This is a genomic window from Collinsella sp. i05-0019-G5 (assembly GCF_042851345.1).
In the GTDB taxonomy this organism is placed as follows: Bacteria; Actinomycetota; Coriobacteriia; order Coriobacteriales; family Coriobacteriaceae; genus Collinsella.
In genome coordinates this window covers 1287723-1314339 of sequence record NZ_AP031421.1, presented here as the reverse complement: position 1 = coordinate 1314339, position 26617 = coordinate 1287723, and the positions used below count along the sequence as shown (strand labels likewise).

At 59.8% G+C, this 26617-nt stretch carries 19 protein-coding genes, 1 tRNA gene and 1 pseudogene; 6 read left to right on the top strand and 15 right to left on the bottom strand.

Going from position 1 to position 26617, the window contains the following annotated elements:
• Positions 1-17: 17 nt before the first annotated feature.
• The 15 genes and pseudogenes from ACGHIZ_RS05970 to ACGHIZ_RS05900 form a co-directional block, all read right to left on the bottom strand.
• Complete coding sequence (locus tag ACGHIZ_RS05970) at positions 18-1256, bottom strand: hypothetical protein (RefSeq protein ID WP_390446686.1); 1239 nt, start codon at positions 1254-1256, stop codon at positions 18-20.
• On the bottom strand, positions 1253-2263 hold the full coding sequence (locus ACGHIZ_RS05965; protein WP_390446683.1) for a glycosyltransferase family 2 protein: 1011 nt from the start codon (positions 2261-2263) through the stop codon (positions 1253-1255). Before ACGHIZ_RS05965 ends, ACGHIZ_RS05970 begins: the two co-directional genes overlap by 4 nt.
• On the bottom strand, positions 2256-3353 hold the full coding sequence (locus ACGHIZ_RS05960; RefSeq protein ID WP_390446680.1) for a glycosyltransferase family 4 protein: 1098 nt from the start codon (positions 3351-3353) through the stop codon (positions 2256-2258). The genes ACGHIZ_RS05965 and ACGHIZ_RS05960 overlap by 8 nt, the downstream gene beginning before the upstream one ends.
• A 36-nt stretch (positions 3354-3389) precedes the next feature.
• A pseudogene (locus tag ACGHIZ_RS05955) lies at positions 3390-3533 on the bottom strand (DapH/DapD/GlmU-related protein); the annotation flags it as partial.
• Positions 3534-3871: 338 nt separating this feature from the next.
• Entirely contained in the window at positions 3872-5053 is a 1182-nt protein-coding gene (gene wecB, locus ACGHIZ_RS05950) for a non-hydrolyzing UDP-N-acetylglucosamine 2-epimerase (RefSeq protein ID WP_390446677.1), read from the bottom strand.
• Positions 5054-5057: 4 nt separating this feature from the next.
• Positions 5058-6275: an NAD-dependent epimerase/dehydratase family protein gene (locus ACGHIZ_RS05945; protein ID WP_390446674.1), complete on the bottom strand. Its 1218-nt coding sequence runs from the start codon at positions 6273-6275 to the stop codon at positions 5058-5060.
• A 1-nt stretch (position 6276) separates the two neighbouring features.
• On the bottom strand, positions 6277-7335 hold the full coding sequence (locus tag ACGHIZ_RS05940; protein WP_390446671.1) for a polysaccharide biosynthesis protein: 1059 nt from the start codon (positions 7333-7335) through the stop codon (positions 6277-6279).
• Complete coding sequence (locus ACGHIZ_RS05935) at positions 7336-8073, bottom strand: WecB/TagA/CpsF family glycosyltransferase (RefSeq protein ID WP_390446668.1); 738 nt, start codon at positions 8071-8073, stop codon at positions 7336-7338.
• 38 nt (positions 8074-8111) lie between these two features.
• A complete protein-coding gene (locus tag ACGHIZ_RS05930; RefSeq protein WP_390446665.1) occupies positions 8112-8861 on the bottom strand; it encodes a sugar transferase in 750 nt (249 codons plus the stop codon).
• A gap of 66 nt (positions 8862-8927) precedes the next feature.
• Complete coding sequence (gene loaP, locus ACGHIZ_RS05925) at positions 8928-9479, bottom strand: antiterminator LoaP (protein ID WP_390446662.1); 552 nt, start codon at positions 9477-9479, stop codon at positions 8928-8930.
• Between the two features lie 734 nt (positions 9480-10213).
• Positions 10214-10429: a type II toxin-antitoxin system RelB/DinJ family antitoxin gene (locus ACGHIZ_RS05920; protein ID WP_390446660.1), complete on the bottom strand. Its 216-nt coding sequence runs from the start codon at positions 10427-10429 to the stop codon at positions 10214-10216.
• 47 nt (positions 10430-10476) lie between these two features.
• Positions 10477-11532, bottom strand: coding sequence for an IS1595 family transposase (locus ACGHIZ_RS05915; protein WP_390446657.1), 1056 nt, complete (start codon positions 11530-11532; stop codon positions 10477-10479).
• Positions 11533-11714: 182 nt separating this feature from the next.
• Positions 11715-11790, bottom strand: a tRNA-Ala gene (locus ACGHIZ_RS05910).
• A 69-nt stretch (positions 11791-11859) separates the two neighbouring features.
• The gene (locus tag ACGHIZ_RS05905; RefSeq protein WP_390446654.1) at positions 11860-12501 is read right to left on the bottom strand and encodes a thiamine diphosphokinase; all 642 of its coding nucleotides are present in this window, start codon (positions 12499-12501) and stop codon (positions 11860-11862) included.
• Positions 12502-12510: 9 nt separating this feature from the next.
• Positions 12511-13200, bottom strand: coding sequence for an HAD family hydrolase (locus tag ACGHIZ_RS05900; RefSeq protein ID WP_390446651.1), 690 nt, complete (start codon positions 13198-13200; stop codon positions 12511-12513).
• 331 nt (positions 13201-13531) lie between these two features.
• Here ACGHIZ_RS05900 and glgB point away from each other — a divergent pair, with 331 nt between their 5' ends.
• The 6 genes from glgB to ACGHIZ_RS05870 all read left to right on the top strand — a co-directional run bounded on the left by glgB (position 13532) and on the right by ACGHIZ_RS05870 (position 26550).
• Positions 13532-15793 (top strand): 1,4-alpha-glucan branching protein GlgB, encoded by a 2262-nt coding sequence (gene glgB / locus ACGHIZ_RS05895; protein WP_390449885.1) that lies wholly within the window; start codon positions 13532-13534, stop codon positions 15791-15793.
• Positions 15794-15887: 94 nt separating this feature from the next.
• Complete coding sequence (locus ACGHIZ_RS05890) at positions 15888-18314, top strand: glycogen/starch/alpha-glucan phosphorylase (protein WP_390446648.1); 2427 nt, start codon at positions 15888-15890, stop codon at positions 18312-18314.
• A 107-nt stretch (positions 18315-18421) separates the two neighbouring features.
• Positions 18422-19570 (top strand): glucose-1-phosphate adenylyltransferase, encoded by a 1149-nt coding sequence (locus tag ACGHIZ_RS05885; RefSeq protein WP_006233920.1) that lies wholly within the window; start codon positions 18422-18424, stop codon positions 19568-19570.
• 4 nt (positions 19571-19574) lie between these two features.
• The gene (glgD, locus tag ACGHIZ_RS05880) at positions 19575-20702 is read left to right on the top strand and encodes a glucose-1-phosphate adenylyltransferase subunit GlgD (RefSeq protein WP_390446645.1); all 1128 of its coding nucleotides are present in this window, start codon (positions 19575-19577) and stop codon (positions 20700-20702) included.
• Between the two features lie 89 nt (positions 20703-20791).
• Positions 20792-23035 (top strand): glycogen synthase GlgA, encoded by a 2244-nt coding sequence (glgA, locus tag ACGHIZ_RS05875; RefSeq protein WP_390446642.1) that lies wholly within the window; start codon positions 20792-20794, stop codon positions 23033-23035.
• A 218-nt stretch (positions 23036-23253) separates the two neighbouring features.
• Positions 23254-26550, top strand: a complete 3297-nt coding sequence (locus ACGHIZ_RS05870) for a 4-alpha-glucanotransferase (protein WP_390446639.1) — start codon at positions 23254-23256, stop codon at positions 26548-26550.
• Positions 26551-26617: the final 67 nt, after the last annotated feature.

Genomic DNA, 26617 nt, shown 5'->3' with positions numbered 1-26617 from the left:
CCGTTGTAGTCGTTCCATTAGAAGGCATTATCAGAAACCTCCAGCATGTATTTCCCTGTATGCTCAAAAGTCTGCGTGACAAGCCCACAGGTCATGTAAGCAAGTGTGAGACAAAAGTTTGATGTCAACGAATCCGAGGTAATCATGTTAATCATGAAGTAGCCAATGATGACGACGCCCCAGAGGGAATCTCCCGCGACATCCCAGAAAAGCCACACGAACAGAACCATGACCAGCGGGGTAAGCTCGAAAGCGATCTTTGTTAGGTCCATCTCAAATGGAGCGGCGAAAACCGCCTTAGCCATTTCATTGGCGGAGCCGTACCCATAACTCTCGAAGCCCGAACTTAAAAAATAACCAAGCACATCGCTTCTGCCCATGGAGAAGTGCGACTGCGTGTCACCGAACAGATGAATAAAAAGATACTGCTGCTCAGGAAGTAGCATCCAAGTCCAAAGGAAGGCGCCCAGAACTGTGCAGACCTTTAGGGCAACTATAGCGCCACGGGGGACCTTGATCTTCATGAGCCTAGGCGCGATGAAGCTGACAACGAGAGCAAATAGAACGGCGAAGATTGCAAGCCTCTTGAAAGTAAGGATGCAGAATAGGGCGGAGAGAACCAGCCATACCTTCTTATGCCTGAAGAAGGCAAAGTAGAAGGTGAGCACGAGAAAAATCCCAGAAAAGGTCGAAGATTCTGAGGCACTGTTTGAATCCATGAAGCTAGCTTCGAGGATCTCGGAAACGCCTACCCCCTCATGGGATAGCGATAACAGGTAGCCGAGAATGGAAACGAGCAGGACGGCCACCATGCACCGGTAAAGCGCATGAGGCGTCAAAGCGTTAAGCATGGTGTATGCAAGAATGATGGGGATGGCGAACTTGAAGAGCTCAAGGAGAACCCCGGTGGAAAAGTGTCCAGTCTTAACCTGCAGAAAAGTGGACACCGCCGTGAAAATAATGAAGATGAAAGCAAGGGCGTTGAACTCTTTGATGAACACTCGCTCGCCGTTCTTAAGAGCATATGCCAGCGCCGCCAAGCAGGCGATAGCCGCGGTGACATACTTGGTGTAAGCAATACCCGCGGAAATATCGCCCCTGGTGAAGGCGTCATCTACGAGAGCCTTAATGAGAAAGGTGAGGACGAAGAACAGCGCCGCAATCATCGGTAGAACGGGGGAGGACGAAAGGCTGTCTAGCCCGACGCTGCGCCTCGATAATGCGTCGTCTCGCCCGGATGCGTTAAATCCGCTCATCGGCAATACCTCCTCTTGAAAATGTAGTCGAGTAGCCCCGTCCTCATAAGTACAAACCTCCCGAAGCGGTCGAGCCCCAGGTGGGAAACGCCGACTTCCCTCACACGGGAGGTGATCTCGGCCTTGTACCGTATACGCAGAGTCTCGGATTCGGTCCCACGCCATTCGATGAGCTTATAGGCATTAAATAGGAGACTAATCTCAAGGGACAGCTTGCCCCTGGGGTCACCGGCGTCGTCATGCGCAGAGAGGTCGAGAACCGCGCGAAGGCCGCTGTCCGCCGCCTTGTTGCTCGGCTTCTGCGTCATCGAGCCGGCAGACTGCCTATAACCGTAGTATTGTCCCCTGAGGACCTCGACGCCGTCGATGCGCCTGAGTATTTCTTCCATCGAGACAACGTCCTCATAAAGGGAGAAATCCGCGCGGAAAGGCCATCCCGCGAGTTCATTCCTGCTGCGATCGGCTGCGGCGTTGTCATTCCTCTCGAGCAGCGCATCCGATCGCAGCAGGAATGAGCACATATAGTGCTGTCCGCGGCCGCGGTATATCTCGCGCAGATATTCCTCGGATGAGAGGGCAACAGGGCTTTCGGACAACATTGGAGCCGGCCAAGCCGGCTTCTCGCCGTCCTGAAACCTCAGGAACTGGATCTGAACGGCGTCGCATTCCGTCGCAAGGGTACACTTCCTCAAAACATCAAGTGCGTAGGGTGCGATGACGTCATCGGAATCGACGAACCAGATCCAATTACCTTCAGCGCGCAAGCAACCTGCGTTGCGCGCTGAAGGTGATCCGCCGTTGTCACGGTGGATCACCTTCACATTCGCAGATCTGGACGCAAGGCGGTCGCAGATCCCTGGTGTATCATCGGTTGAGCCGTCATCGACAACGATAGCCTCGACATCGGGGTTTTCGTCGAGCCCGAAACTCGAGACACATTCCTCGAGAAAGAGCTCTGCGTTGTATGCGGGCACCACGATCGATAGCCAAGGTTTGCTGTTACTCACAAAATGTCCCCTTACCGAGCATAAGCGCTCCGTAGATGCCTTCAACCTGGGCTAGGGTCCCGTCGAGCCCAAATTTACGAACGACCTGATCCCTGCCATTGCGCCCAAGCTCTTCTCGCAACTTAGGTTCCGCAAGTAGCGAGGCCAAACTCTCAGAAAGCGCTACCTCGTCATCCACGTCAATGAGGAATCCGCTAACACCGTCCTCGATGACCTGCGGTACCCCTCCTACGGCGGTGGCAACAGCCGGTATGCCGTGCGCCATGGCTTCAAGTACGCTCATGGGCAGCCCCTCGTTCTTGGAGGGAAGGCAGAACAACGCGGCACGCTCAAAGAGGGCCTCACGCTTGTCGCCGATGACCCAGCCGTGAAACTCGCAACGGTCGGCAATGCCAAGCTCCTCGGCGAGCGCTTTGTTCTTGTCGATTTCACCGTCGCCGCCAAAGACAATTTTAGTCTCCGGGAAACGTGGCAGGATTTTTCTTGACGCGCGCAAGAGCACGTCAGGGCTCTTGTTCGCGTCAAGACGTCCTAAAAATAGGACATCTTGACGCGAACAAGGTGAGCACGGCTGCGCCGGTACTTTAACACCATTGTGGACAACTTCAATCTTATCGAGGTCGCAAACGTTTTCCGCAAAGTAGTCGAGCCACTCTTCCGACAGAACCACAACTCGGTCGGCGAGACCAAAAGTCTTTCTTACGTCACGACGGTAGGAATCTCCACCCTCTTCAAAGGCCTTCTTAAACTCACCATCGTGGTCGTGCAGTATTACATACTTGCCGGCTTTATGGGCCATACGAGCCATAATTGACTTACGTTTGTAGGACCCACGGGCGCTAATGTGCAAATGAATAATGTCATAGGATGGCATGATCATCGCATAGCGAATCAACGCCCGGGTAAATGCGAGAGACTTACCGAGCTTTGAGGAACCAACACCCGTACCCAAGTACTCGAAGGCATCACATGCTTCAGGAAGACCTCCATCGAGATAGCCCTGCACAACGGAAACAATTCCGCCGTGCAAAGAAAGGTCGGGGCCGACCATTAGAACTTTCGCGTGTACACTTTTTTTAGATGAAACCATCGTTATCCTTTAAGCCGCGAACCTAGGCAGCGAGCGGGAACCCCCCCAGATTGAATACTCAGGCTCCACATCTTTGGTCACCACGGCTCCAGCGGCAATTACGCAGTGATCGGAGACGTGGACACCTTTTAGAATCGTTACGCCGCTACCCATCCACACGTCATTACCGATAACGACATCTTGGTCGTTATCGGAGAGCTTGTCCTCATCGGTTAGTTCCATCATGGGGCGGTCGAGGATGTCGGTGCGGTGATCGCCGGTGATAACGGTAAGGTTGGGCCCACTCATGACATAATCGCCGATGCGAATTTTCGCTCGGGTCGTTAGCAGCGTTGTTCCAGGGCCTAGGTACACGTCATGGCCCATGTAGATATTGCCCGCTCCGGCGATCTCGCTGCGACGGCCGAGAGTCACATTCTCGCCGCATGCAGCAAAGGAGCGGCGCAACGAGGGCATTAGAAGAAGTTTGTTATAGGCACGTGAAACACCGTCGAGAATCTTGTAAACGAGACCCATGGCTAAGCCTTCCTCCACACCATCTTGTCAACGACGCCGGTGTAGCTCTGGATGATCTTGACCACCTTGGTGGACACGGTCTCGTCGGCGTAGTCAGGGACGGGCGCCTCGGGTAGCGACCCCTCAGCGTCGAGCTCGACGGCGGTGTGGACGGCCTGCAGAAGGCCCCTCTCGGAGATGCCGGCCAGCGTGAAACAGGCCTTGTCCAGCGCCTCGGGGCGCTCGGTGGAGGTGCGGATGCACACCGCCGGGAACGGGCGGCCGACGCTCGCGAAGAAGCTGGACTCCTCGGGCAGGGTGCCGGAGTCGGAGACCACGGCGAAGGCGTTCATCTGCAGGCAGTTGTAGTCATGGAAGCCCATGGGCTCGTGCATGCGAACGCGCGGGTCCAGCTTGAAGCCGGTGGCCTCCAGGCGCTTGCGGGAACGCGGATGGCAGGAGTACAGGATCGGCATGTCGTATTTGTCCGCGAGCGCGTTGATGGCGGTGAACAGGCTCGTGAAGTTCGCCTCGGTGTCGATGTTCTCCTCGCGGTGGGCGGACAGCAGCATGTAGCGCTTGGGCTCCAGGCCGAGCTCGGTGAGGATGTCGGAGGCCTCGATCTTAACCAGATTTGCGCGCAGGACCTCGGCCATGGGCGAGCCCGTGACGTAGGTGCGCTCGGGCGCGCAGCCGGTGTCCTTGAGGTAGCGGCGCGCGTGCTCGGAGTAGGCCAGGTTGACGTCGGAGATCACGTCGACGATACGGCGGTTGGTCTCCTCGGGCAGGCACTCGTCCTTGCAGCGGTTGCCGGCCTCCATGTGGAAGATGGGGATGTGGAGCCTCTTGGCCGCGATGGCGGACAGGCAGCTGTTGGTGTCGCCCAGGATGAGGAGGGCATCAGGCCGCGTCTCCACCATCAGCTTATAGGAGGACGCGATGATGTTGCCCACGGTCTCGCCGAGGTCCGCGCCCACGGCGTCCAGGTAGACGTCCGGGTCGTCCAGCGACAGGTCGCGGAAGAAGATGCCGTTGAGCGTGTAGTCGTAGTTCTGCCCGGTGTGCGCCAGCAGGCAGTCGAAGTGGCGGCGGCACTTCTTGATGACCTCGGACAGGCGGATGACCTCGGGGCGGGTGCCCACGATGATGAATAGCTTCAGGCGGCCGTCGTCCTTGAATGCGATGTCGGAATAGTCCTTGCCCATGTGGCTAGACCTCCTCGTAGTAGGTGTCGGGGCTCTCTGGGTCGAAGGGCTCGTTGGCCCACATGACCGTAACGAGGTCCTCGGTGTCGGACAGGTTAGTGATGGAGTGCGTGTAGCCGGGAATCATCTCCACGGCGCGCATCTCGGAACCCGAGACGGTGTACTCGTCGATGGGGAACGGGTTCCCCTCGGCGTCCTCCCCCACCTTCCTCAGCTTGATGCTCGCGGTGCCGGAGACAACCAGGAACCTCTCCCACTTGCTCATGTGCCAGTGATTGCCCTTGGTGATGCCGGGCCTGCTCACGTTGACCGAGACCTGGCCGCGCTCCGGCGTGCGCAGGAACTCGGTGAAAGAGCCGCGGCCGTCGACATTGGGCTTGAGGCCGTAGGCGAAGTGACCCGGCTCGTAGTAGGACAGGAACGTGCTCCAGAGCTTCTTGGAGAAGGAGCCCTCCGTGAGGTCGGGCACCGATAGCGTCTCGCGGCTGTCGCGGAAGCTGCCGAGCAGGTACACGATCTCGCCGAGGGACTTGACGTCAGTTTTCGGGACGAAGCAGAACCCGTCGCCCTCCACGCGTTCGAGACCCTCGTAGCCGCAGCGGTGCTCCTCGCCAAGCAGGGCGCCCAGCAACTCGTCGACGAGGTCGTCGATGTAGAGGAGCTCCAGCTCCACGCTGGGGTCGTTGACGGTGTAGGGACGGCCGTTGGCGATGGCGTCGCAGAAGGTGGGCACGACGGAGTTGTAGCGCGGGCGGCACCACTTGCCGTAGAGGTTCGGGAAGCGGTAGATGAGCACCGGGGCGCCGGTCCTCTCGGAGTACTCGCGGAAGAGACCCCCCCCCGCGAGCTTCGACTCGCCGTAGACAGAGCCCTCGAAGCGGCCCGACAGGCTCGCCTGCGCGGAGCTGGAGAGCATGACGGGGCACTTATTCCCGTGGCGCTCCAGGGTATCGAGCAGCGTGGAGGCGAACCCGAAGTTGCCCTCCATGAACTCGGACTGGTCCTTGGGGCGGTTGACGCCGGCCAGGTTGAAGACGAAGTCGGCACGGGAGCAGTACTCGTCCAGCTCCCCGGGCGTCGAGTCGACGTCGTACTCCATGACCTCGAGCGGGAGCAGGCCCGAGTATTTCTCGCGGCGGTCCTTGCCGTCCCTTATGTTCTTGAGGGCGCAGCAGAGGTTCCTGCCGACGAAGCCCCTGGCGCCGGTGACGAGTATGCGCACCCTACTGCACCGCCTCGTGCTCGCGGCCCTCGAGCGCCAGCTGCACGTACTCGGCGGTCTTGATCTTGGCGATGGTGCCCGCCACGTCGAGCCTCTCGGTGTTGTGGGAGGTATAGGACTCGTCGGCCTGGGTCTCCACCTCGCCGTCCACGACGAACTTGTCGTAGTTCAGGTCGCGCGAGTCGCAGGCGACGCGGTAGTAGCCGCCCATGTCCTCGGCGCGCAGGCGCTCCTCGCGGGTCATGAGGGTCTCGAAGAGCTTCTCGCCGTGGCGGGTGCCGATCACCTGGGTGCCAACGCGGCCGAAGACCTCCTGGACGGCCTCGGCGAGGTCGCCGATGGTGGAGGCGGGGGCCTTCTGGATGAACAGGTCGCCGGGGTTGGCGTGCTCGAAGGCGAACTGCACCAGGTCGACCGCCTCGTCCAGGTTCATGAGGAAGCGGGTCATGTTGGGGTCGGTGACCGTGAGCGGCTCGCCCTTGCGGATGCGGTCGATGAACAGCGGGATGACGCTGCCGCGCGAGCACATGACGTTGCCGTAGCGGGTGCAGCAGATGGTGGTGTGGCCGGCGCCGTTGCGGGCGTTGGCGTAGATGATGGACTCCATCATGGCCTTGGACTTGCCCATGGCGTTGATGGGGTATGCGGCCTTGTCGGTTGACAGGCACACGACGCGGTCGACGCCCTCGTCGATGGCGGCGTGCAGGACGTTGTCCGTGCCGATGACGTTGGTACGCACGGCCTCCATGGGGAAGAACTCGCAGGAGGGCACCTGCTTGAGGGCGGCGGCGTGGAAGATGTAGTCCACACCGTGCATGGCGTCGCGCACCGATTGGGCGTTGCGGACGTCGCCGATGAAGAAGCGCACCTTGGAGGCGAGCTCGGGCGACTTCTCCTGCAGGCGGTGGCGCATGTCGTCCTGCTTCTTCTCGTCGCGCGAGAAGATGCGGATCTCGGCAAGGTCGGTGTCCATGAAGTGCTTGAGCACGGTGTTGCCGAACGAGCCGGTGCCGCCCGTGATCATGAGGGTCTTGTCTTTGAATGCGTTGGTGGGTTTCATCTACTTGCCTTCCTTGCGTTTAGCGCCCGTGATCTGGTAAAAGAGAAATTTGGTATTAGTAACGAGATATCGTTTGAATAGTCGCTTCGGCTCCTGCATCAGGCGGTATAGCCACTCGAGACTTAGGTTCTGCATCCAAATCGGTGCCTCCGGCACCACGCCGGCGAGGACGTTGAAGGCTCCCCCTACGCCGATCATCAGTGGCTGAGGGCCGCCTTTAAGCTCATGCATGAGGACTTCCTGGCGCGGAGCGCCAAGTGCAATCCATGCAAAGTCGGCTCCAGAATCGGCAATGCGTCGTGAAAGGTCTCGTTTCTCGCCATCGGAAAGTGGACGAAAGACGGAAGGCTCCATGCCAGCAATTTCCAAGCCTGGATACTCTTCCTGAAGCGATTCCTTGAGCGCCTCGAGGTTTTTCTGTTCGTTGCCGTAGAAGTAATGGCTCCATCCGTGCTGAGCGGAAATACTGAAAATCTCGCGCATCAGATCCGGACCAGTCACGCGCCTCATCGACGTGACCGTCTTTCGGCCGACAACCGATAGGGGCTTCCCATCGGGAACGGACATAACGGACTCAGCCTGACAGGACCAGTAGCTGGGATCGTCATGGGCCATGACCGACGTATGGGCGTTAGAGACGCAGATATACTCGCCATGCAGATTGTCGATATTATGAGTAATGAAATCGACGCATTCAGACATATTGGTGCCCGTGATCGGGACATCGATCACGGGCACACGGTTTAATTCGGGATAATGAAGATAGGACTTAAGCACTAAAACGCACCCTTTCCCGTGATTATTTCAATAACGGTGAGGGCGATAATCCTTAAGTCGGTGAGAATGCCACGCCTCGCAATGTACTCAAGATCTCGCTGAACCATACCGTCGAAACCAGTTGAGTTTCGATCAGTAACCTGCCACCATCCGGTAATGCCGGGCTTCACGGCCAGGCGCTGCAGGTCGTACTCGGTGTACTCCGCGACCTCATTCGGAAGCGGCGGCCTGGGCCCCACGACGGACATCTGGCCCAGGAACACATTCAGGAACTGCGGGAACTCGTCGATGGAATGTTTGCGGATGAATTTCCCGATCTTGGTGATGCGCGGGTCCTCCTTCATCTTGAACATGGCGCCGTCGATCTCGTTTTGATCCATTAGCTCGACGAGGCGCTCGTCGGCGTCCTTGTACATGGAACGGAACTTCCACATGCGGAATGTTGTCAGGCTGCCGTCGGGGCGGGTCTGTCCCACGCGGATCTGGCTGTAGAAGGGGTTGCCCTCGCTCTCAAGGCGGATGGCCGCGGCAAGCGCAAGGCTGGGAACGGCGATGACGGCCAGCACGCAGCCGCTGAACACGACGTCAAAGGCGCGCTTAACAGCGCGGTAGACCAAGCGCGAGCGATCCCAGTCCATGATGGATTGCATGGCCTTGTAGCGGCTGGCACCCTCACGTCGGTCCATGGCCTGAGCAATGAGCGCCGCCCCCACGGGCGCATCCGTTGCAAATTGAGTTTTATCCGACACGTTTTCTTCCAAGACTTCGTCCCCGGGTCGGGGATCCTCCCTGTTCTGTGTAGCGATCGCCTGCAACTAGGCGATCGCCTTTTTAAGGTTGCGCATGACGCGCTGCTCGGCCGAAAGCACGGCAAGGCCAACGCGCGTAGTTACGCGTCGACCGCACAGGTCGAGCTCCAAATAAGCAGTGCTCTTGCGTCTGTTAATGGTTTTGATAAGGCCTTCGTGGCCCAACAGTGGACCTGCCGTCACTATGACCTGGTCACCGTCTTTTAGGGCCTCGCTCATGGGCACTACGCGGTTTCCCCTGTGCGTAAAGCCGCCAATAAGCTGGACCTCTTCTTTTGCCAGCGGCACAAACTGACCGTCCTGGGAAAGCACCCGGGCAAAGTCGTCCATGCGAAGCAGATACTGTTGCACGGTACGGGGATCTGCCGTGTCGCAGATAAGATAACCGGGAAAGAGCGGCTTGGTCGTATTGACCCATTCGCCGTGTACCTTGATCTCGGTTTGAAATTGGGGATAAAAGAGCTCTTGCATGGCACTCGCCGGCACCATGCGCTCGATGCGCTCGCGCATTACGTCTTCGCGACCGTTAATGACCTGGATCACATACCACACGAGCACCACCCCCTTGCTGTCTTACGTGTGGCTCAAGGGGTTTGGGTATGGCTTCGCCAGGGCGCTTGTGCGCGAAGGCGCTCCATATTCAAACCCTGAGCCCAGTCAGACAAGCACGTGGCTCTGCCCCACCGTGAACGGTATGTACAAATGCAGTTGCTAGAGACACGGACGTGTTTCGCAAAATGACCGCGTCCCCAGCTGGCTGCGTGCGAGCCAGTCAAGCGGGAACAAAACTGGACCGCACGCAAACAACTGTAGGACTGCTTCGTTTAGGCATGAAACTATCAATTATTTGCACCTGTGAATTAACTCAGTACAAATAAACAACGTCGCATGACTTCTTTATTGGAGCTCGTGGTGTTTCTGGCACCGCCGTTACGGCCGGATGCTGATCGACCCTGCGCTTCATGGCTTGCTGGAGCCGTGAAGCGCAGTTGAACTCATGTAACGTTAGGTATCCTAGCACAAGCTGTTAGCGAAACTGATTTGGACTGCATTGGACAACATATCGTTCATTTGACGTGCTTAAGGGGGCTGTTTTGGGATGTTGTTCACGTTAATGCAGGTTATTGGGACGCCAACGGAGATTAGAGGCGTTCCTGAAGCCCAAATGGAACGGCGATCTACACTGATAATCGCGTTTGGCTAACAAACTATGTACAGAGATGGGAAATAAATGGCTCTGTTAGACCAAATTTGACACGATCGGCTGTTCGTCGAACCGGAAAATAATCGGGCTACCCCCGTCCATCGCGGTCCCCGCCCTCCCCGTCAGCCTTCCCCTCAGATCCCAGCCTGACGTCGAAGGGCAGGCCGCCCTCGCGGATCACCGCCCTGAGGAATATGTTCATGGCGCCCGACATGGAGAGCCCGAGCTCGTCGAGCACGGCTGCGGCCTCCCTTTTGACCTCGGGATCGATTCTTATCGTGGTGGCCGGGACGTTCGATGTCATTGCCGCTCCTTCCGCGGTCGCTGCTCCGTGGCCACCATTTTAATTCGCTAGGCCGCCCGCCCGTCCCAGTAGTCCATGAGGGGAGGCTCGAGGCCGAACATGTCGCGGACGCGGGTCGAGCAGGAGCCGTTGGCGAGCTGGCGGGCGACCGTGGACTCCGCCGCGCGCGAACCCGCCGCCATGAAGGTGCGGCACCAGCGGAACCAGTCGAGGTAGGCTCCCAAGTGCTTGGTGGACACTCCCTTGAAGCGGGCCATGAACGAGCCGAGGAGCGAATGGACGGCGTTGATGCGGTTGATGGTGCCCTCCGAGCGGTCCTTGGAATCATAGGATTCATGCGAGGCGACCTTCAGGTCGCGCAGCACGTCGATGTACGCGGTCGCCTTGTCCGTGGCGACGACCGCGCCCGCGCCGATGCGGTCGCGAAGGGCCTCCGCCGCACGCTTGCGCGAGACAACGCCGCGGCCCGAGACCTCGAAGAAGGTGGCGTCCGTGTCGCTAACGCCCGTCATGACGCAGATCTGCTCGCGGGAGAGGCCGCGCCTGTGGACCTGCTTGCCGCGGTGGCGAGCCTTTCTCGGCAGGGTGAAGGAGCCTTTTGAATGGTTGCCCTTGAAGGACTCGGGGAAGTACGTCTCGTCGAGCTCGCAAGCCTGCCCCTGCCCCACATGGAACGTGGGCGAGTATTCCTTCAGGCACTCAATGAGCCTGTGGCGCATGGTGTAGGCGGTCTTGAGGCAGACACCGCAGCGGCCGGCGCACTCGCGGAGAGGGAGCATGAGGGCGAAGCACTCGGCATAGGCCATCCAGGTCTCGCGGGGCAACTTGCTCGTGCCGAGGATCCGGTCGGTGGAGCCGGAGAACGTCCTGCCGCAGTCGCGGCAGAGGTAGCGCTGCTCGCCGTTCCTGGACTTGCCCTTCTTGACGATAGCGACCGAGCCGCAACGGGGGCAGCGCTCTACCTCATAGCCATCTCCCGCCGCATCGTCGAACATGGCGGCGCGGACGACGTCCCCGACCAACTCGACGGCTTTACGGCGCTCGGTCCTGCTGAGCTTCGCCAGGCTCTTCTTGAGGGTGATGACCAGGTCGTCTGCATCCATGGGCGCTCCTTCGACGTTAATTGAAGGGTACCGCCTCGCGGTGACATCGTTTTTATGTCAACCTTGGTCTAACAGAGCCAAATAAATTGTGCAACTTTTTGTTGGTGTGGATTGGGTTTATGGCGCGATGTGTATTGGCATGAAAAAAGCCTTCGGAATTCCGAAGGCCTTTGCATTCACGATGGTGGAGACGAGGGGGATCGAACCCCTGACCTCTTGACTGCCAGTCAAGCGCTCTCCCAGCTGAGCTACGCCCCCGTGACGAAGAGATACTATAGGGGAAGTTGGCGTGACGTGCAAGGACTTTTTTGGTCAGATTCTAAATGCCTAACGATATAGGTAAGCGATGGCGGTGCCGGTGTGGACTTGGATCGTGGCTGTTGACCTGACGACGTTGCTAATGCCCGTATCGGCCAACAGGCCCAAGGGACTGTGATCTAGCTCCCATTCTAGGCCGTGTTCGCTTACCTCGGTGTTGGGGGCAATGGCGATGATGGAGAAGGTGCTCCCCTCGTGGCCTTCGATGGTCCACGATTCGCTTGCGCGAAGGATGCGGGCGACCACCTTGTCCTCGGCAATCCAGACAGGGGGATCCTCGTAGCCCGCGAGCAGACCCAGTACGGAAAGCGCCATATCCGGGCGGCCGCCGGTGGCGCAGGTCGCAACCACTTCGGCATCCGGCCAACGACGGCGGACGGAATCGAGCGCCAGCGCCAGATCGGTATAGTCCTTGTAGGGGTCGTGGCGTTCTACCTCAAAGGCTTCGGCGGCATCGACCAACGCGCGACCTGCATCGCTCACCGTGTCGGCATCCCCCACATATACGTCGCAGCTCAAGCCGGCGCCCAGCAGCGCGTCGAGTCCGCGGTCCACGGCGACAACGTGATCGCACTCCCCCGTTAGCCAACGCAACAGATCCGCGCTCGCCACCACGGGCGAGCCGCAGACCACTAATACCTTGCAAGCCACAGCCCTCGCCTATCCCTCGAACGAAAGCACGCGAGCCAGGTCAAGCTCCTCATAGCTATCGATAAAGATATCGCAGTTGGCGCGCACGTCGTCGCGCTTCATACGGCCATGCGGGTCATAGATGCCCACGCGCTTAAAGCCTGCGGTGCCAGAGCTCTTAAGGCCAAAGACCGCGTCCTCAAACACCCATGCGCGCTCAAACTTGCACCCGTGGCGCTCTTCCAGGCGACGGAGCGCCAGCTCGTATACGTCGGGGAACTGCTTGGAACGACCTGCCTCGCCCGTCGTGGTAACAAACTCCATGTAAGCGTCGAGCCCGGCACCAGCGAGCGCAGACTGCACCAGCTTGGCCGGCGTGGATGTAGCTACGCACATGTCAATGCCTGCCGTCTTCGCCTGTTCCAAAAATGCCAGGAGCCCCTCGCGCGGCGGCACCTTGGAGTAGCCATCGATCAGGATGTCGCTAAGCTCGCGATACAGCTCCTCGCCATTCGCGCCAATGCCCCACGTGTCGTGGTAGGCCTGGCACTCGTCCTCGAGCGACAAATGCTCAAACTGGGCAAAATCGTCGACCGTCACGTCGACACCGTGGCGGTGCAAAAACTCGGGCTGGGCATAGGCCCAAACGGGCGTGCTATTTACCAGCGTGCCGTCGCAATCGAAAACAAAAGCAACCTTGGGAGCGGCGGTATGGGACATAAACGAACCTTTCGATATCAAATGGTAAACATCCTGCTAAAAACGTTTTACCAAACGTCAGCCAAACAATTTTGAAACCCAAATTGGTAAAACTGTCAAGAGTTTTACCACGTCAAATCTGCCAGTGGTATAAACATGTCGCTTACCGATTAAACGCCCCCGCAAATCCGCTTTCGTCCATAAAACTAACGCACAGGTGTTATCGTAGTTTCTGCCGAAAGTTCCACCGAGCACGCGAGGTGGAACGAATCACAGAAACTTCGCCGTCCCTTCGATTCGTGCAGCCTTGGACCTTTCGCATCTAGTCACCAAGGCAACACGCTGCCGCGTCATGATGGGATCAAACGTGAGCGATACAAAGCTAAAGCCAACGGCTAAAAAGCCCGCAACCCGCAAACCGGCTCCGCACACACCGGAGCTCTCCAAGGACGATGTCTACCTGTTTGGCATTGGAATGTGGGAGCGCAGCTGGGAAAAGATGGGCGCGCATCCCGACACGCAGCAGCGCACGCGCGGCTGGCGCTTTTGCGTTTGGGCGCCCGACGTAAAGAGTGTCCATGTCATTGGTGAATTTAACGACTGGGATGAGCAGGCCAACCCGCTGGTGCCCGTGCATACGAGCGCTATTTGGGAAGGCTTTATTCCTGGCGCCGAGCAGGGTCAGCTCTATAAATATCTTATTGAGACCAACGAGGGTGAAAAGCTCTACAAGGCCGATCCGTATGCCTTTAAGGCCGAGTGCCCTCCGGGTACCGCGAGCGTGCTGTGGACCCTCGATGGCTACAAGTGGAACGACGCCGCGTGGCTCAAGCGCCGCGCCAGCCACAACCACATGTCGCAGCCGCTCAACATCTACGAGGTGCATATTGGCTCGTGGAAGCGCCACGGCGACACGCCACAGGGCGAGCCGGACGAGTACGGCAACTACCCCGGCCCCATGGACCCCTTCCCCGCGCAGCGCGGCGAGTTTTACACCTACGACGATCTGTCGGTGGAGCTCGTGGACTACGTGCGCGACATGGGCTACACGCATATCGAGGTCATGCCGCTTATGGAGCACCCCTTCGATGGCTCCTGGGGCTATCAGACAACCGGCTACTTTGCCGCCACGTCGCGCTACGGCAACCCCCAGCAACTCATGCACTTTATCGATGCGTGCCACGAGGCGGGCATCGGCGTGATTATGGACTGGGTGCCCGGCGGTTTTTGCGCCGACTCCCACGGCCTTGCCACCTTTAACGGTCACATGCTGTTTGAGCACGAGATTCACCCCAACTGGGGCACGCATAAGTTTGACTTCGCTCGCGGCGAGGTCCGCTCCTTCCTGGTTTCCAATGTGCTGTACTGGCTCGAGAACTTCCACGTTGACGGCATTCGCATGGACGGCGTGTCCAGCATGCTGTACCTCAACTTTGGTATCGACGACCCCGGCCAAAAGAAGTTCAACAAGTACGGCACCGAGGAAGACCTGGACGCCAGCGCGTTTATCCGTCAGGTCAACTGCGCCGTGGAGGCACACTACCCCGACGTGATGATGATGGCCGAGGAGTCCACCGCGTGGCCGCTCGTGACCTATCCGCCGCAGGACGGCGGCCTGGGCTTCCACTACAAGTGGGACATGGGCTGGATGAATGACACCCTGCACTACATGCAGACCGATTTTCCGTGGCGCCCCGGCAACCACGGACTGCTTACGTTCTCCATCATGTATGCCTTTACCGAGAACTTTATTTGCCCGCTGAGCCACGACGAGGTCGTGCACGGCAAGTGCTCGCTGATCGGCCGCATGCCGGGCGACTGGTGGCGCCAGTTTGCCGGCCTGCGCACGCTGGCCTTCTACCAGATGACGCACCCCGGTGCCAAGCTTAACTTTATGGGCAACGAGATCGGGCAGTTTATTGAGTGGCGCTACTACGAATCCATCCAGTGGTTCCTGACCGAGGAGTACGAGACCCACCGTCATCACCAGGCGTTTATCAAGGCGCTCAACCACCTGTACACCGACGAACCCGCCCTGTACGAGCGCGGCTACACCGACGACGGCTTTACCTGGATCGACGCGGACAACTCCAAGCAGTCCATCGTGAGCTTTGTGCGTCAGGGCGAGGACGTCGATGACGACCTGGTGATCCTGATCAACTTTGACCCGGCGAGCTACGAGAGCTTCCGCGTGGGCGTGCCGCGCGAGGGCGACTGGGAGGTCATCTTCGATTCCGACCGTCCCGAGTTTGGTGGCAGCGGATACGCCGGTGAGGAGCCCTACACTTGCTCGAGCGAGCCCTATCCCTGGAACGGGCAGATGGACTCCATTGAGATGAAGGTGCCCGGCCTGGCAGGCGTGGTGCTTAAGCGCCGCGGTCCCAGCAGCTACAAGCCGCCCGTGGTCGAGGAGCCCAAGAAGGCCACGCGTAAGCGTACGTCCTCGGTGAAGCCCAAGGCCGCGGCTGCAAAGAAGGCTCCGGCCAAGGCGAAGGCTGCCAAGCCCGCTGCCAAGGCTTCGGCCAAATCCACCACGGCCAAAAAGGCAGCCACCAAAAAGGCTGCTCCCAAGGCCAAGGCAGCCGCTGTTAAGGCTTCTGCCAAGAAAGCGTAACAAAGGTGTTACCACTGTATTTACCCGCCCTGTGAGGGCGTAGGATACAAGTCATAACCGTTCCGGGAGAAACATCCCCGGGGGAAAGGAACGTATGAATAAGATCTTCGACAACAAGCAGGAGTTTATCGAGCTCTATCGCGATGCCGTCATGAGCATCAGCGGCAAGAGCGTCGAGGCCGCCAGCGACCTCGACCGCTTTAACGCCCTGGCCAAGCTCGTGGCCGAGAAGGCACGCACCGTTGCCACCAAGAGCGACGCCCGCGCCACCGCCGAGGGCAAAAAGCGCGTGTACTACTTCTCGATCGAGTTTTTGATCGGCCGCCTGCTCGACAACTACCTGCTTAACTTTGGCGTGCGCGACATGGTCGCCGAGGCGCTCGACGACATGGGCTTTGACCTGTCCGTCATCGAGAACCAGGAGCCCGATCCGGCGCTGGGCAACGGTGGCCTGGGCCGTCTGGCCGCATGCTTCCTGGATTCCATGGCAGCCGAGGGCATTGCCGGCTACGGCAACGGCATGCGCTACCGCTACGGCCTGTTTAAGCAGGAGATCGTTAACGGCAGCCAGGTCGAGGCCACCGACGAGTGGCTCACCCACGGCTATCCCTGGGAGGTCCGTCGTCAGGACAAGGCCGTGACCATTAAGTTTGGCGGTCACGTTGAGGGCTTTGAGGAGAACGGCCGCACGTTCTACCGCACGGTGGACACGCAGGATATTCTTGCCGTCCCTTATGACATCCCCGTCGTGGGCTATGCCGGCGAGACCGTCAACAAACTGCGCGTCTGGGCCGCCGAGCCGGTCGAGGAGCACTTCGATCTGGAGGCCTTCAACCGCGGCGACTACGCCCTGGCCGATGCCGAGCGCGCCGAGGCCGAGGCCATCAGCGCCATCCTCTACCCCAACGACGCCGGCGAGCACGGCCGTCTGCTGCGCCTGAAGCAGGAGTACCTGTTTGTATCGGCCGGCATCTACAGCCTGCTCGACACCTTTGAGAAGGAGCACGGCGCGAACTGGGAGCTGCTGCCGCAGTTTGTGGCCATCCATACCAACGATACCCACCCCGCCATGTGCGGCCCCGAGCTCATGCGTATCCTCATCGACGAGAAGAAGCTCGAGTGGGATGACGCCTGGAACATCGTGACGCAGGTTGTGAGCTACACCAACCACACCATCCTGCCCGAGGCTCTGGAGAAGTGGCCCATCGGCACGTTCTCCAAGCTCCTCCCCCGCGTGTACCAGATCATCGACGAGATCAGCCGTCGTTGGCATGAGTCGTTCGACACCACGCAGGAGGGTTGGCAGGAGCGCCTGCGCCAGACCGCCATTCTGTGGGACGGCGAGATTCGCATGGCCAACCTGTCCGTGATCTGCAGCCATAGCGTCAACGGCGTGGCAAAGATTCACTCCGACATCATCAAGAACATCGTGCTCAAGGACTTCTATGCCTTAACGCCCGAGAAGTTCAACAACAAGACCAACGGCATCTCGCACCGTCGCTTCTTTGCCGAGGCCAACCCCACCTACGCCAAGCTCGTGACCGAGGCCATTGGCGACGGCTGGCTCAAGGACGCCTTTGAGCTGGAGAAGCTCAAGGAGTTCCAGAACGACACCGAGTTTCTGAAGGCCGTGGGTGCCTCCAAGCGCGCCAACAAGGAGCGCCTGGCCGCCTACGTTAAGGCCGAGACCGGTCTGGTCATCGACCCCAACACCGTCTTCGATGTTCAGGTAAAGCGCTTCCACGCCTACAAGCGCCAGCTCATGAACATCATGAAGGTGATGGACATCTACAACCGTCGCATCGCCGATCCCAACTTCCACGTGACGCCGACGACCTTCATCTTTAGCGGCAAGGCTGCCTCGAGCTACACCTTCGCCAAGGAGACCATCCGCCTCATTAACTCGGTGGCCGAGGTCATCAACAACGACCCCCGCGTCAACGAGGTTATGAAGGTCTGTTTTATTCCCAACTTCCGTGTGAGCAACGCCCAGCTCATCTACCCCGCCGCCGAGATCTCGGAGCAGATTTCCACGGCCGGTAAGGAGGCCTCGGGCACGTCCAACATGAAGCTCATGATGAACGGCGCCATTACGCTGGGTACCCTCGACGGCGCCAACATCGAGATCGCCGACCTGGCCGGACGCGAGAACGAGGCCATCTTTGGCCTGACCGCTCCCGAGGTCGAGCAGCTCTGGGCATCCAACAGCTACTTTGCATGGGATACCCTCAACGGCGACCGCGAGCGCCTGGGCCGCGTGATGGACGAGCTCAAGGACAACACCTTTGCGGGTCTTTCGGGCAACTTCGAGAGCATCTACAACGAGCTCATGAACAACAATGACCCCGACCTGGTCATGGCCGATTTCCGCAGCTACGTGGATGCGTGGGAGAAGCTCACCGGCAGCTATGGCGACCAGGAGACCTGGAACCGCAAGGCCCTGCTCAACACCGCCTCCTCGGGCTGGTTCTCGAGCGACCGCACCATTCGCGAGTACCGCGACGAGATCTGGCACGCGTAAAGCGCGCGAGCTCCCCTATGCCAGCACGGCATTACTCGACGGGCGTGACGTTGCGCCGCGCCCGTCGCTAATGGGTTTAGGAACATCGATGACAGAAGGAGAAATCGATGAGTAAGAAAGAATGCATCGCGATGCTCCTCGCAGGAGGACAGGGCAGCCGATTGGGGGCACTCACCCAAAAAATCGCCAAGCCGGCGGTTAGCTTTGGTGGCAAGTTCCGCATTATCGACTTCTCGCTCTCCAACTGCTCCAACTCGGGCATCGACACGGTGGGCGTTCTGACGCAGTATCGCCCCTATCTGCTGCATGCCTACGTGGGCTCCGGCGAGGCGTGGGATCTGGACAGCCGTGACGGCGGCGTGTCGATCCTGCCGCCGTATGAGACGCAGACCGGCGGCGCCTGGTATGCGGGCACGGCAGACGCCATTACGCAGAACCTGGACTACATCAAGGCCAACGACCCCAAGTACGTCCTTATTCTTTCGGGCGATCACCTGTATCGCATGGACTACCGCAAGATGCTCAAGACGCACATTGAGAACAACGCCGACCTCACGGTGAGCGTTATGCCTGTGCCGTGGGAGGAGGCCAGCCGCTTTGGCATCTTGACCACCGACCCCGAGGACGGCCGCATCACCAAGTTCACCGAGAAGCCCGATAAGCCCGATTCGAACCTCGCGTCCATGGGCATCTACATCTTCTCGGCCGACGTGCTGATCGAGGCGCTCGAGGAGGACGCTCTGGACCAGCGCTCGAGCCACGACTTTGGCAAGGACATCATCCCCAAGCTGCTCGGCGAGGGCAAGCGCCTGTACAGCTACGAGTTCCACGGCTTTTGGAAGGACGTCGGCACCATCGCCAGCTTCCACGAGACCTCGATGGACCTGCTGGGCAACAACCCCGAGTTCGATCTGTTTGACAAGCACTTCCCCATCATGTCCAACATCACCACGCGTCCGCCGCACTACATTGGCCCGGATGGTCGCCTGGACGACTGCCTGGTCTCCAACGGCTGCAAGATCTACGGTACCGCTCGCCACTCGATCCTTTCGACCGATGTCATCATCGAGGAGCGCGCCGTGGTCGAGGACTCCGTGCTGCTGCCGGGTGCGCACGTTAAGAGCGGCGCGCACATCTGCCGCGCTATTTTGGGCGAGAACTCCACGGTCGAAGAGGGCGTGAAGCTCGGCTCTGTCGATACCACCAAGGATACGGCCGTCGTTGGAAATGACGTCGTTATCGGGAAGGGGGAATGATCCGATGATCAATCGCAAGGCCATCGGTTATATCACCGCTAACTACTCTTCGACCTACGGCAGCGTGCTGCTCAAGGACCGCCCCATCGCGTCCGTTCCGTTTTTGGGCCGCTACCGCCTGATCGACTTCCCGCTGTCCAACATGATGAATGCCGGCATTAAAACCGTCGGCGTTGTCATGCCGGGCAACTACCGCTCGCTGATCGACCACGTGGGCTCGGGCAAGGACTGGGGCCTGGACCGCAAGAAGGGCGGCCTGTTCATGGTGCCCGGCAACGCGTATGGCACCACCAAGGGCGGCATGCGCTTCTTGCTGCGCGACATTATCTCCAACAAGACGCTGTTCCAGCGCTCGGACAAGCCCTATGTCGTGATGATGGGCACCAACATCATCTTTAACATGGACCTCAACACCATCATTGACGCGCACGAGAGCTCTGGCGCCCAGATGACCGTGGTGTACTGCAAGGCCACGCGCAACGTCGATGACGAGACCAAGCTGCAGATCAACGAGAACGGACGCCTGACGGGCGTGAGCGCCGGCGTCGTGTACGGCGACAACGCCTCGATGGACTGCTGCATCGTCAACCGCGAGACGCTGCTCGAGATCATCGACCACTACCAGGCCGCCGACTATCTGGACCTGCTCGAGGCACTCCAGGGCGACTTTGGTAACATCGACGTGTGCAGCTACGAGTACAAGGGCGAGGTCGTGGGCGTGTTTAGCGAGAAGTCGCTGTATCGCCGCAGCATGGACCTGCTCGACCAGACCGTGGCCGACCAGCTCTTTGACCCCGAGCGCCCGATCCTGACCAAGGCCCACGACGTGCCGCCTTCGCGCTATGCGACCGGCAGCCACGCCTGCAACTCGATCATCTCGGCCGGCTGCATCATCAAGGGCACCGTGCGCAACTCGATCCTGTCGCGCGGCGTTGTGGTTGAGGAAGGCGCCTCGGTGACCAATTCGATCATCAACCAGAGCTGCGTCATCAAGAGCGGCGCCCGCGTTGAGAATGCAATCCTGGACAAGAACAACGTGGTTCCCACCAACACCGAGCTTCGCGGCACGCCCGAGAACATCCTGGTGCTGGGAAAGGCCCCGTTAACTTCTGATATCACCAACGCGAGCTAGCTTTGGCACCGCAACATCGCTCGTAACACGTAGAATAGCCGCCCGGTTTGCGCCAGGCGGCTATTCTCGAATTGCAACAGGGAGACAATATGGCTGATTCCAGCAAAAAGATGCAGATCGTGTTTGCCTCGGCCGAGTGCGCACCGTTTGTGAAGACCGGTGGCCTGGGCGACGTGGCGGGCTCGCTGCCTGCGGCGCTTGTGCGCGCCGGCGCCGAAGTAATCGTGATGGTGCCCAAGTACGCCACCATCAAGGACGAGTACAAGTCGCAGATGGAGCACTTCTCCGACTTTTACGTGAGCCTGGGCTGGCGCAATGAGTACTGCGGACTCGAGAAGCTCGAGCACGACGGCGTCACCTATATGTTCATCGACAACGAGCGCTACTTTGCGCGCGACTATCCGTACGGCTTCTTTGACGACGGCGAGCGCTTTGCGTTCTTCTCCAAGGCCATCACCGAGAGCCTGCAGCACCTGCCCGCCGGCTTTGAGTGCGACATCCTGCACTGCAACGACTGGCAGACGGCGCTGGCGCCCGTGTTTTTGCGCGAGTTCTACCAGGGCCTGCCGCTGTATGACCGCGTCAAGACCGTGTTCTCGATCCACAACGTGGCGTTCCAGGGCCAGTTTAGCGACACCGTGATGGAGGACATCCTTGGTGTGGCGCACATTCCGGCGGCCGCCTCGCAGCTGCGTTGCGACGCCTGCAGCATCAACTACATGCTGGGCGCTCTGCGCTATGCCGACGCCATCACCACGGTGAGCCCTACCTATGCCAACGAGATCCAGACGCCCGAATTTGGCGAGGGCCTGGACGGTGTGCTGCGCGAGCGTTCGTACGCGCTGCAGGGCATTTTGAATGGCATTGACGTTGCGGGCTTTAATCCAGCAACTGACAAGCGCATTGCCGCCAACTACACCGTGGAGGACCGCTCCGGCAAGGCTGTGTGCAAGGCCAAGCTGCAGGAAGAGCTGGGGCTCGAGGTTCGAGACGACCGCCCGCTTATGGTCATGGTCACTCGTCTGACGCGCCAGAAGGGCATGGACCTGGTCATGTACGCGCTCGACCGTATTCTGGCCGGCGGCGTGCAGGTGGCGGTGCTGGGCACCGGCGACCGCGACTACGAGGACGGTCTACGCTACTTCCAGGACAAGTACCCCGGCACCATGGCCGCACGCATCGAGTTCGATCCGGCGCTGTCGCAGCGCATGTATGCTGCCGCCGACATGTTCCTGATGCCTTCGAAGTTTGAGCCCTGCGGCCTGTCGCAGATCATCGCCATGCGCTATGGCACGCTGCCTATCGTACGCGAGACCGGTGGCCTGAAGGACACCGTGCAGCCGTACAACGAGTTTACCGGCGAGGGCACGGGCTTCTCGTTTACCAACTTTAACGGCGACGAGATGGGCGACGCGGTGTTCCGCGCGGCACGCCTGTTCTGGGACAACCGCGATGCCTGGAACCAGCTGGTCACGCAGGCCATGAGCCAGGACTTTAGCTGGACGCGCTCGGCCGATAAATATCTGGACCTGTACTTCTTTATGCACCCGGAGATTGAGCGCCCGGCGGCGGTTGTCGACGAGCCTGAGGCTGCACCTGATCCGGTGGCCGCAGAGGAGCCCAAGGCCGAGGAGAAGCCGGTTGAAGCTGAGACCGTTAAGACCGATCCTAAGGTGAAGGTCGAGGCTACTCCCGAGCCTGAGCCTGAGGTGAAGCCTGCTGCGAAGCCTGCGGCAAAGAAGACCACGACTCGTAAGACGACGGCTAAGAAGGCCACTGCGAGCAAGACCACCGCTGCCAAGACAACGACCACGCGCAAGCGCACAACCGCAGCTGCCAAGAAGGCCGCCGAGGCCGAGGCCGTTTCCGAGGTAAAGGCCGAGGCCGCCGTCAAGGCACCGGCCAAGACCACTGCCAAGAAGACGGCTGCGACCGCCAAGAAGACCACGGCAAAGAAGTCAACGACCACGAAGGCCGCCACGACCAAGGCAGCCGCAAAGCCGGCCGCCAAAGTCGAGGAGACGCCCGCCGAGACCAAGGCCGAGGCATCCGTCGAAGCCAAGCCGGCCGCCAAGACCACCACGCGCAAGCGTGCCACGACGACGGCCAAGAAGACCACGACCAAAGCTGCTGCCCCCAAGGCAGAGGCCAAGGCCGAGGTAAAGGCCAAGCCGGCGCCGAAGGCCGCTAAGGTCAAGGCCGCACCGAAGGCTACGGCCAAGCCCGAGCCCGCCAAGGAGACTCCGGTCTCCCCCGCCGCTCCGGCAGAGAAAAAGGCCCCGTCCAAGAAGACGTCCGTCCGCAAGGCCACGGCCACCCGCAAGCGCCGCTAGCCCAAAGACGATCCAAAACCTAATCAAACCCCATGCAAGGGGCGCTCCAACCGGGCGCCCCTTCTCTGTAGGTAGTTGGTAAAACGATTTTCTAGGACAACCGTTCGCCGATGGTAAACGGATGTTGTTTATACAGCCTGTGTACAACAGATATACTTACATCCTGTGCGTGAAGCCCATGGCCAGCAGGCCGTGATTCTATTGAACTGGACCGTACTATGAGATTGATACACAACAGCCGTCTGCCGCAGTTTCGCACTCCGTTTGGCGCTGTGACCACAGGAACAACCCTTTCGCTCTCCGTGATTCTGGAGGACGCCGATCCCGCGCAGGCAACGCTTACGCTGCGCACCTGGGTCGATGAGATCGGTGAATCTCGATATCCCATGACGCACGAGGGCGACGGCATATTTACCGCAGAGCTTGAGTGCACCGAGCCCTGTCTTATTTGGTACAGCTTTATCTGCAATATTGAGGGCCAGCCCGAGGTTCGTCTGGGCGCACCACAGAGCCGCACCGGCGGCGAAGGCGTAACCTACGACTACGCTGAGGTGCCGTCATTCCAGGTCACCGTCTACAAACACCGTGAGAACCGTCCCACCTGGTACGAGCGCGGTATGGTCTACCAGATCTTCCCCGATCGCTATGCCCGCGACGAGCACTGGCGCGAGCGCACGCTGGCCGAGGTCGAAAAACCGCGTAAGGGCATTCAGCGCCGCATGGTCGAGGACTGGAACGAGCCGCCTGTGTACGAGCGCGCCGAAGACGGATCCATCAAGACCTGGGACTTTTACGGCGGCTCGCTCAAGGGCATCCAGAATGACCTGCCCCGCATCGCCGAGCTGGGCTTTACGGCCATCTACCTCAACCCCATTTTTGAAGCCGCGAGTAACCACCGCTACGACACCGCCGATTACACCAAGATCGATCCGATTCTGGGCACCGAGCAGGACTTTACCGAGCTGTGCGAGGCGGCCGAGAAGCTAGGCATTTCCATCATTCTGGACGGTGTGTTCAACCACACGGGCGACGATTCGATCTACTTCAACCGCTACGGCAACTACCCCGGCGTGGGCGCGTGGCAGAGCGAGGATTCACCGTGGCGTGATGCGTTTTATTTCCACGAGGACGGCTCGTACGACTGCTGGTGGGGCGTGGGCAATATGCCCGCCATCAATGAGAGCTCCGAACTGGTACGCGAGCGGCTCCTGGGCAAGGATGGCGTGATCCGAAAATGGCTACGTGCCGGCGCTCATGGCTGGCGCCTAGACGTGGCCGACGAGCTTTCGGACGATTTCCTGACCGAGATCAAGAAGGCCGTGCTCGCCGAGAAGCCCGACGCGCTGCTGCTCGGCGAGGTATGGGAAGACGCCTCCAACAAGATCAGCTACGGCCATCTGCGTCGCTATCTGCAAGGCTCCGAGCTCGACTCGGCCATGGATTACCCCTTCCGCGACATGGTCATCGGCTTTTTGATGGGCTACAAAAACGCCTACCAGGCAGCCGAGGATATCGAGACCCTACGCGAGAACTATCCGCGTGAGGCCCTGTCTTGCGCGCTTAATCTGCTTTCGAGCCACGACCGACCGCGCATTATCTCGGTGCTCGGCGGCGGCCCCGACGAGTCGCAGCTGCCCGAGTGCGAGCGCAGCAAATGGCGTCTGGACGAGAACGCGATGGGCCTGGCCAAGAGCCGTTTTTGGCTCGCGACGCTCATGCAGATGACGTTCCCGGGCGTGCCCTCGATCTATTATGGCGATGAGTACGGCCTGGAGGGCCTCACCGATCCGGGCAACCGCCGCACCATGCCGACCAAGGAAAACCTACACGACTTCGATACGTTTGCGATCGTCAAGAATGCCTCGGCCGTGCGCCGCGCGCTGCCGTTTATGATCGACGGTGAGATCAAGGCCTTCGCGCTCAATGACGAGGTGCTGGCCTACAACCGTACCGGTAAAGACGGCGAGTCCGCGACCGTCATCATCAACCGCAGCCTGCGCAATTCGCATCGCGTGACGATCCCGGCGCTCGGCGAATGCGCGAGTGACGTGATCAGCGGTCACGAGTGTGAGATCCATAACGGTACGGTCACGCTCGATCTGTATCCGCTGGGCTCGTCGATCATCTATCACCATGCCGAGCAGCGCCTGCAGGAGCCGCTCGATCACGGTGCGGGTGTTGTGTGCCATATCACATCGGTGCCGACCGACGACGGCAAGCCCGGTACGATCGGTGCGCCCACGCGTCGCTTTATCGACCATCTGGCCGCCATGGGCATGCGCTACTGGCAGGTTCTCCCCGTCAACCCCACGGACTTCTTCCGCTCCCCATACGCCGGTCCTTCGGCCTTTGCAGGCAATATCGACCTGCTACCCGAGAGCCACGAGGAGCTGGCCGCCGACTTTGAGACCTGGAAGGCCCGCGGCGGCGAGGATGCCGACCCGCTGTACACAGCGTTTAAACATCGCAATGCCGATTGGCTCGAGAAATACTGCGTCTATATGGCCGTCAAAAAGTACTTTGAGGGCGAGTCGCGCCACAATTGGCCGGCAGATGTCGCTCGCTACAACGAGCATCTAATCGACGACAAGCGCTTCCACAACGAGGCCGAGCTTCAGGCGTACATGCAGTACCGCTTTGACCTGGCCTGGTGCGAGCTCATGAACTACGCGCACAAGAAGGGTATCGAGGTTATCGGCGACATTCCTATGTACGTGTCCGACGATTCGGCAGACGCGTGGAGCGAACCCGAGAACTTCTGGCTGTCCGATACCGGCAAAGCAATCGAGATTTCCGGCGCGCCGCCCGACAACTTTGCGCCCGAGGGTCAGGTATGGGGCAACCCGACGTTCCGCTGGGACCACATGAAGCAGAACGGCTATAGCTGGTGGATGGATCGCCTGCGCCGCGCGTTCTCGCTCTACGACCGCGTGCGTCTGGATCACTTTCTGGGGTTCCACAGCTACTTTAGCATCCCCGCCGGCAAGGCCTGCGCCGACGGTCGCTGGCTGGCGGGACCGGGCAAAGACCTGTTCCAGACTGCCTACGACGAGCTGGGTCCGCTCAACTTTATCGCCGAGGACCTGGGCTATTTGACGCCCGGTGTTCGCGCCATGGCTTCGACCTGCGGTTTCCCCGGCATGGACGTGCTGGAGTTTAGCGATTACGACGTCCGTTGCGGCGTGCACCCCACGCCAGGAAAGATCCTGTACACCTCAACGCACGATACGTCGACGCTGGCCGGCTGGTGTACGCGTTCCTTTGCGGGCGGCGATGAACCGAGCGGTGTTGAGGTGGCGGCCAAGCTGATGAGCGACGCGCTGGCAAGCGACGCTCCCCTGGTGATGATGCCGCTGCAGGATGTCCTGGGGCTTGGCGACGACGCGCGCATGAACGTTCCGGGCGTGGCCACGGGCAACTGGACCTGGCAGGCTAACGAGGCGAACATTGCAGCCGCCGAGGGCAAAACCGCACAGCTCCTGCGCAACAACCATAGATTCTGGGGCGAAGCGTGATAAAACCCCCGATATAGGGTACAGTTACAGACGTTTGAATTTTTGCGGGCAGAGTAATCTGCCCGCT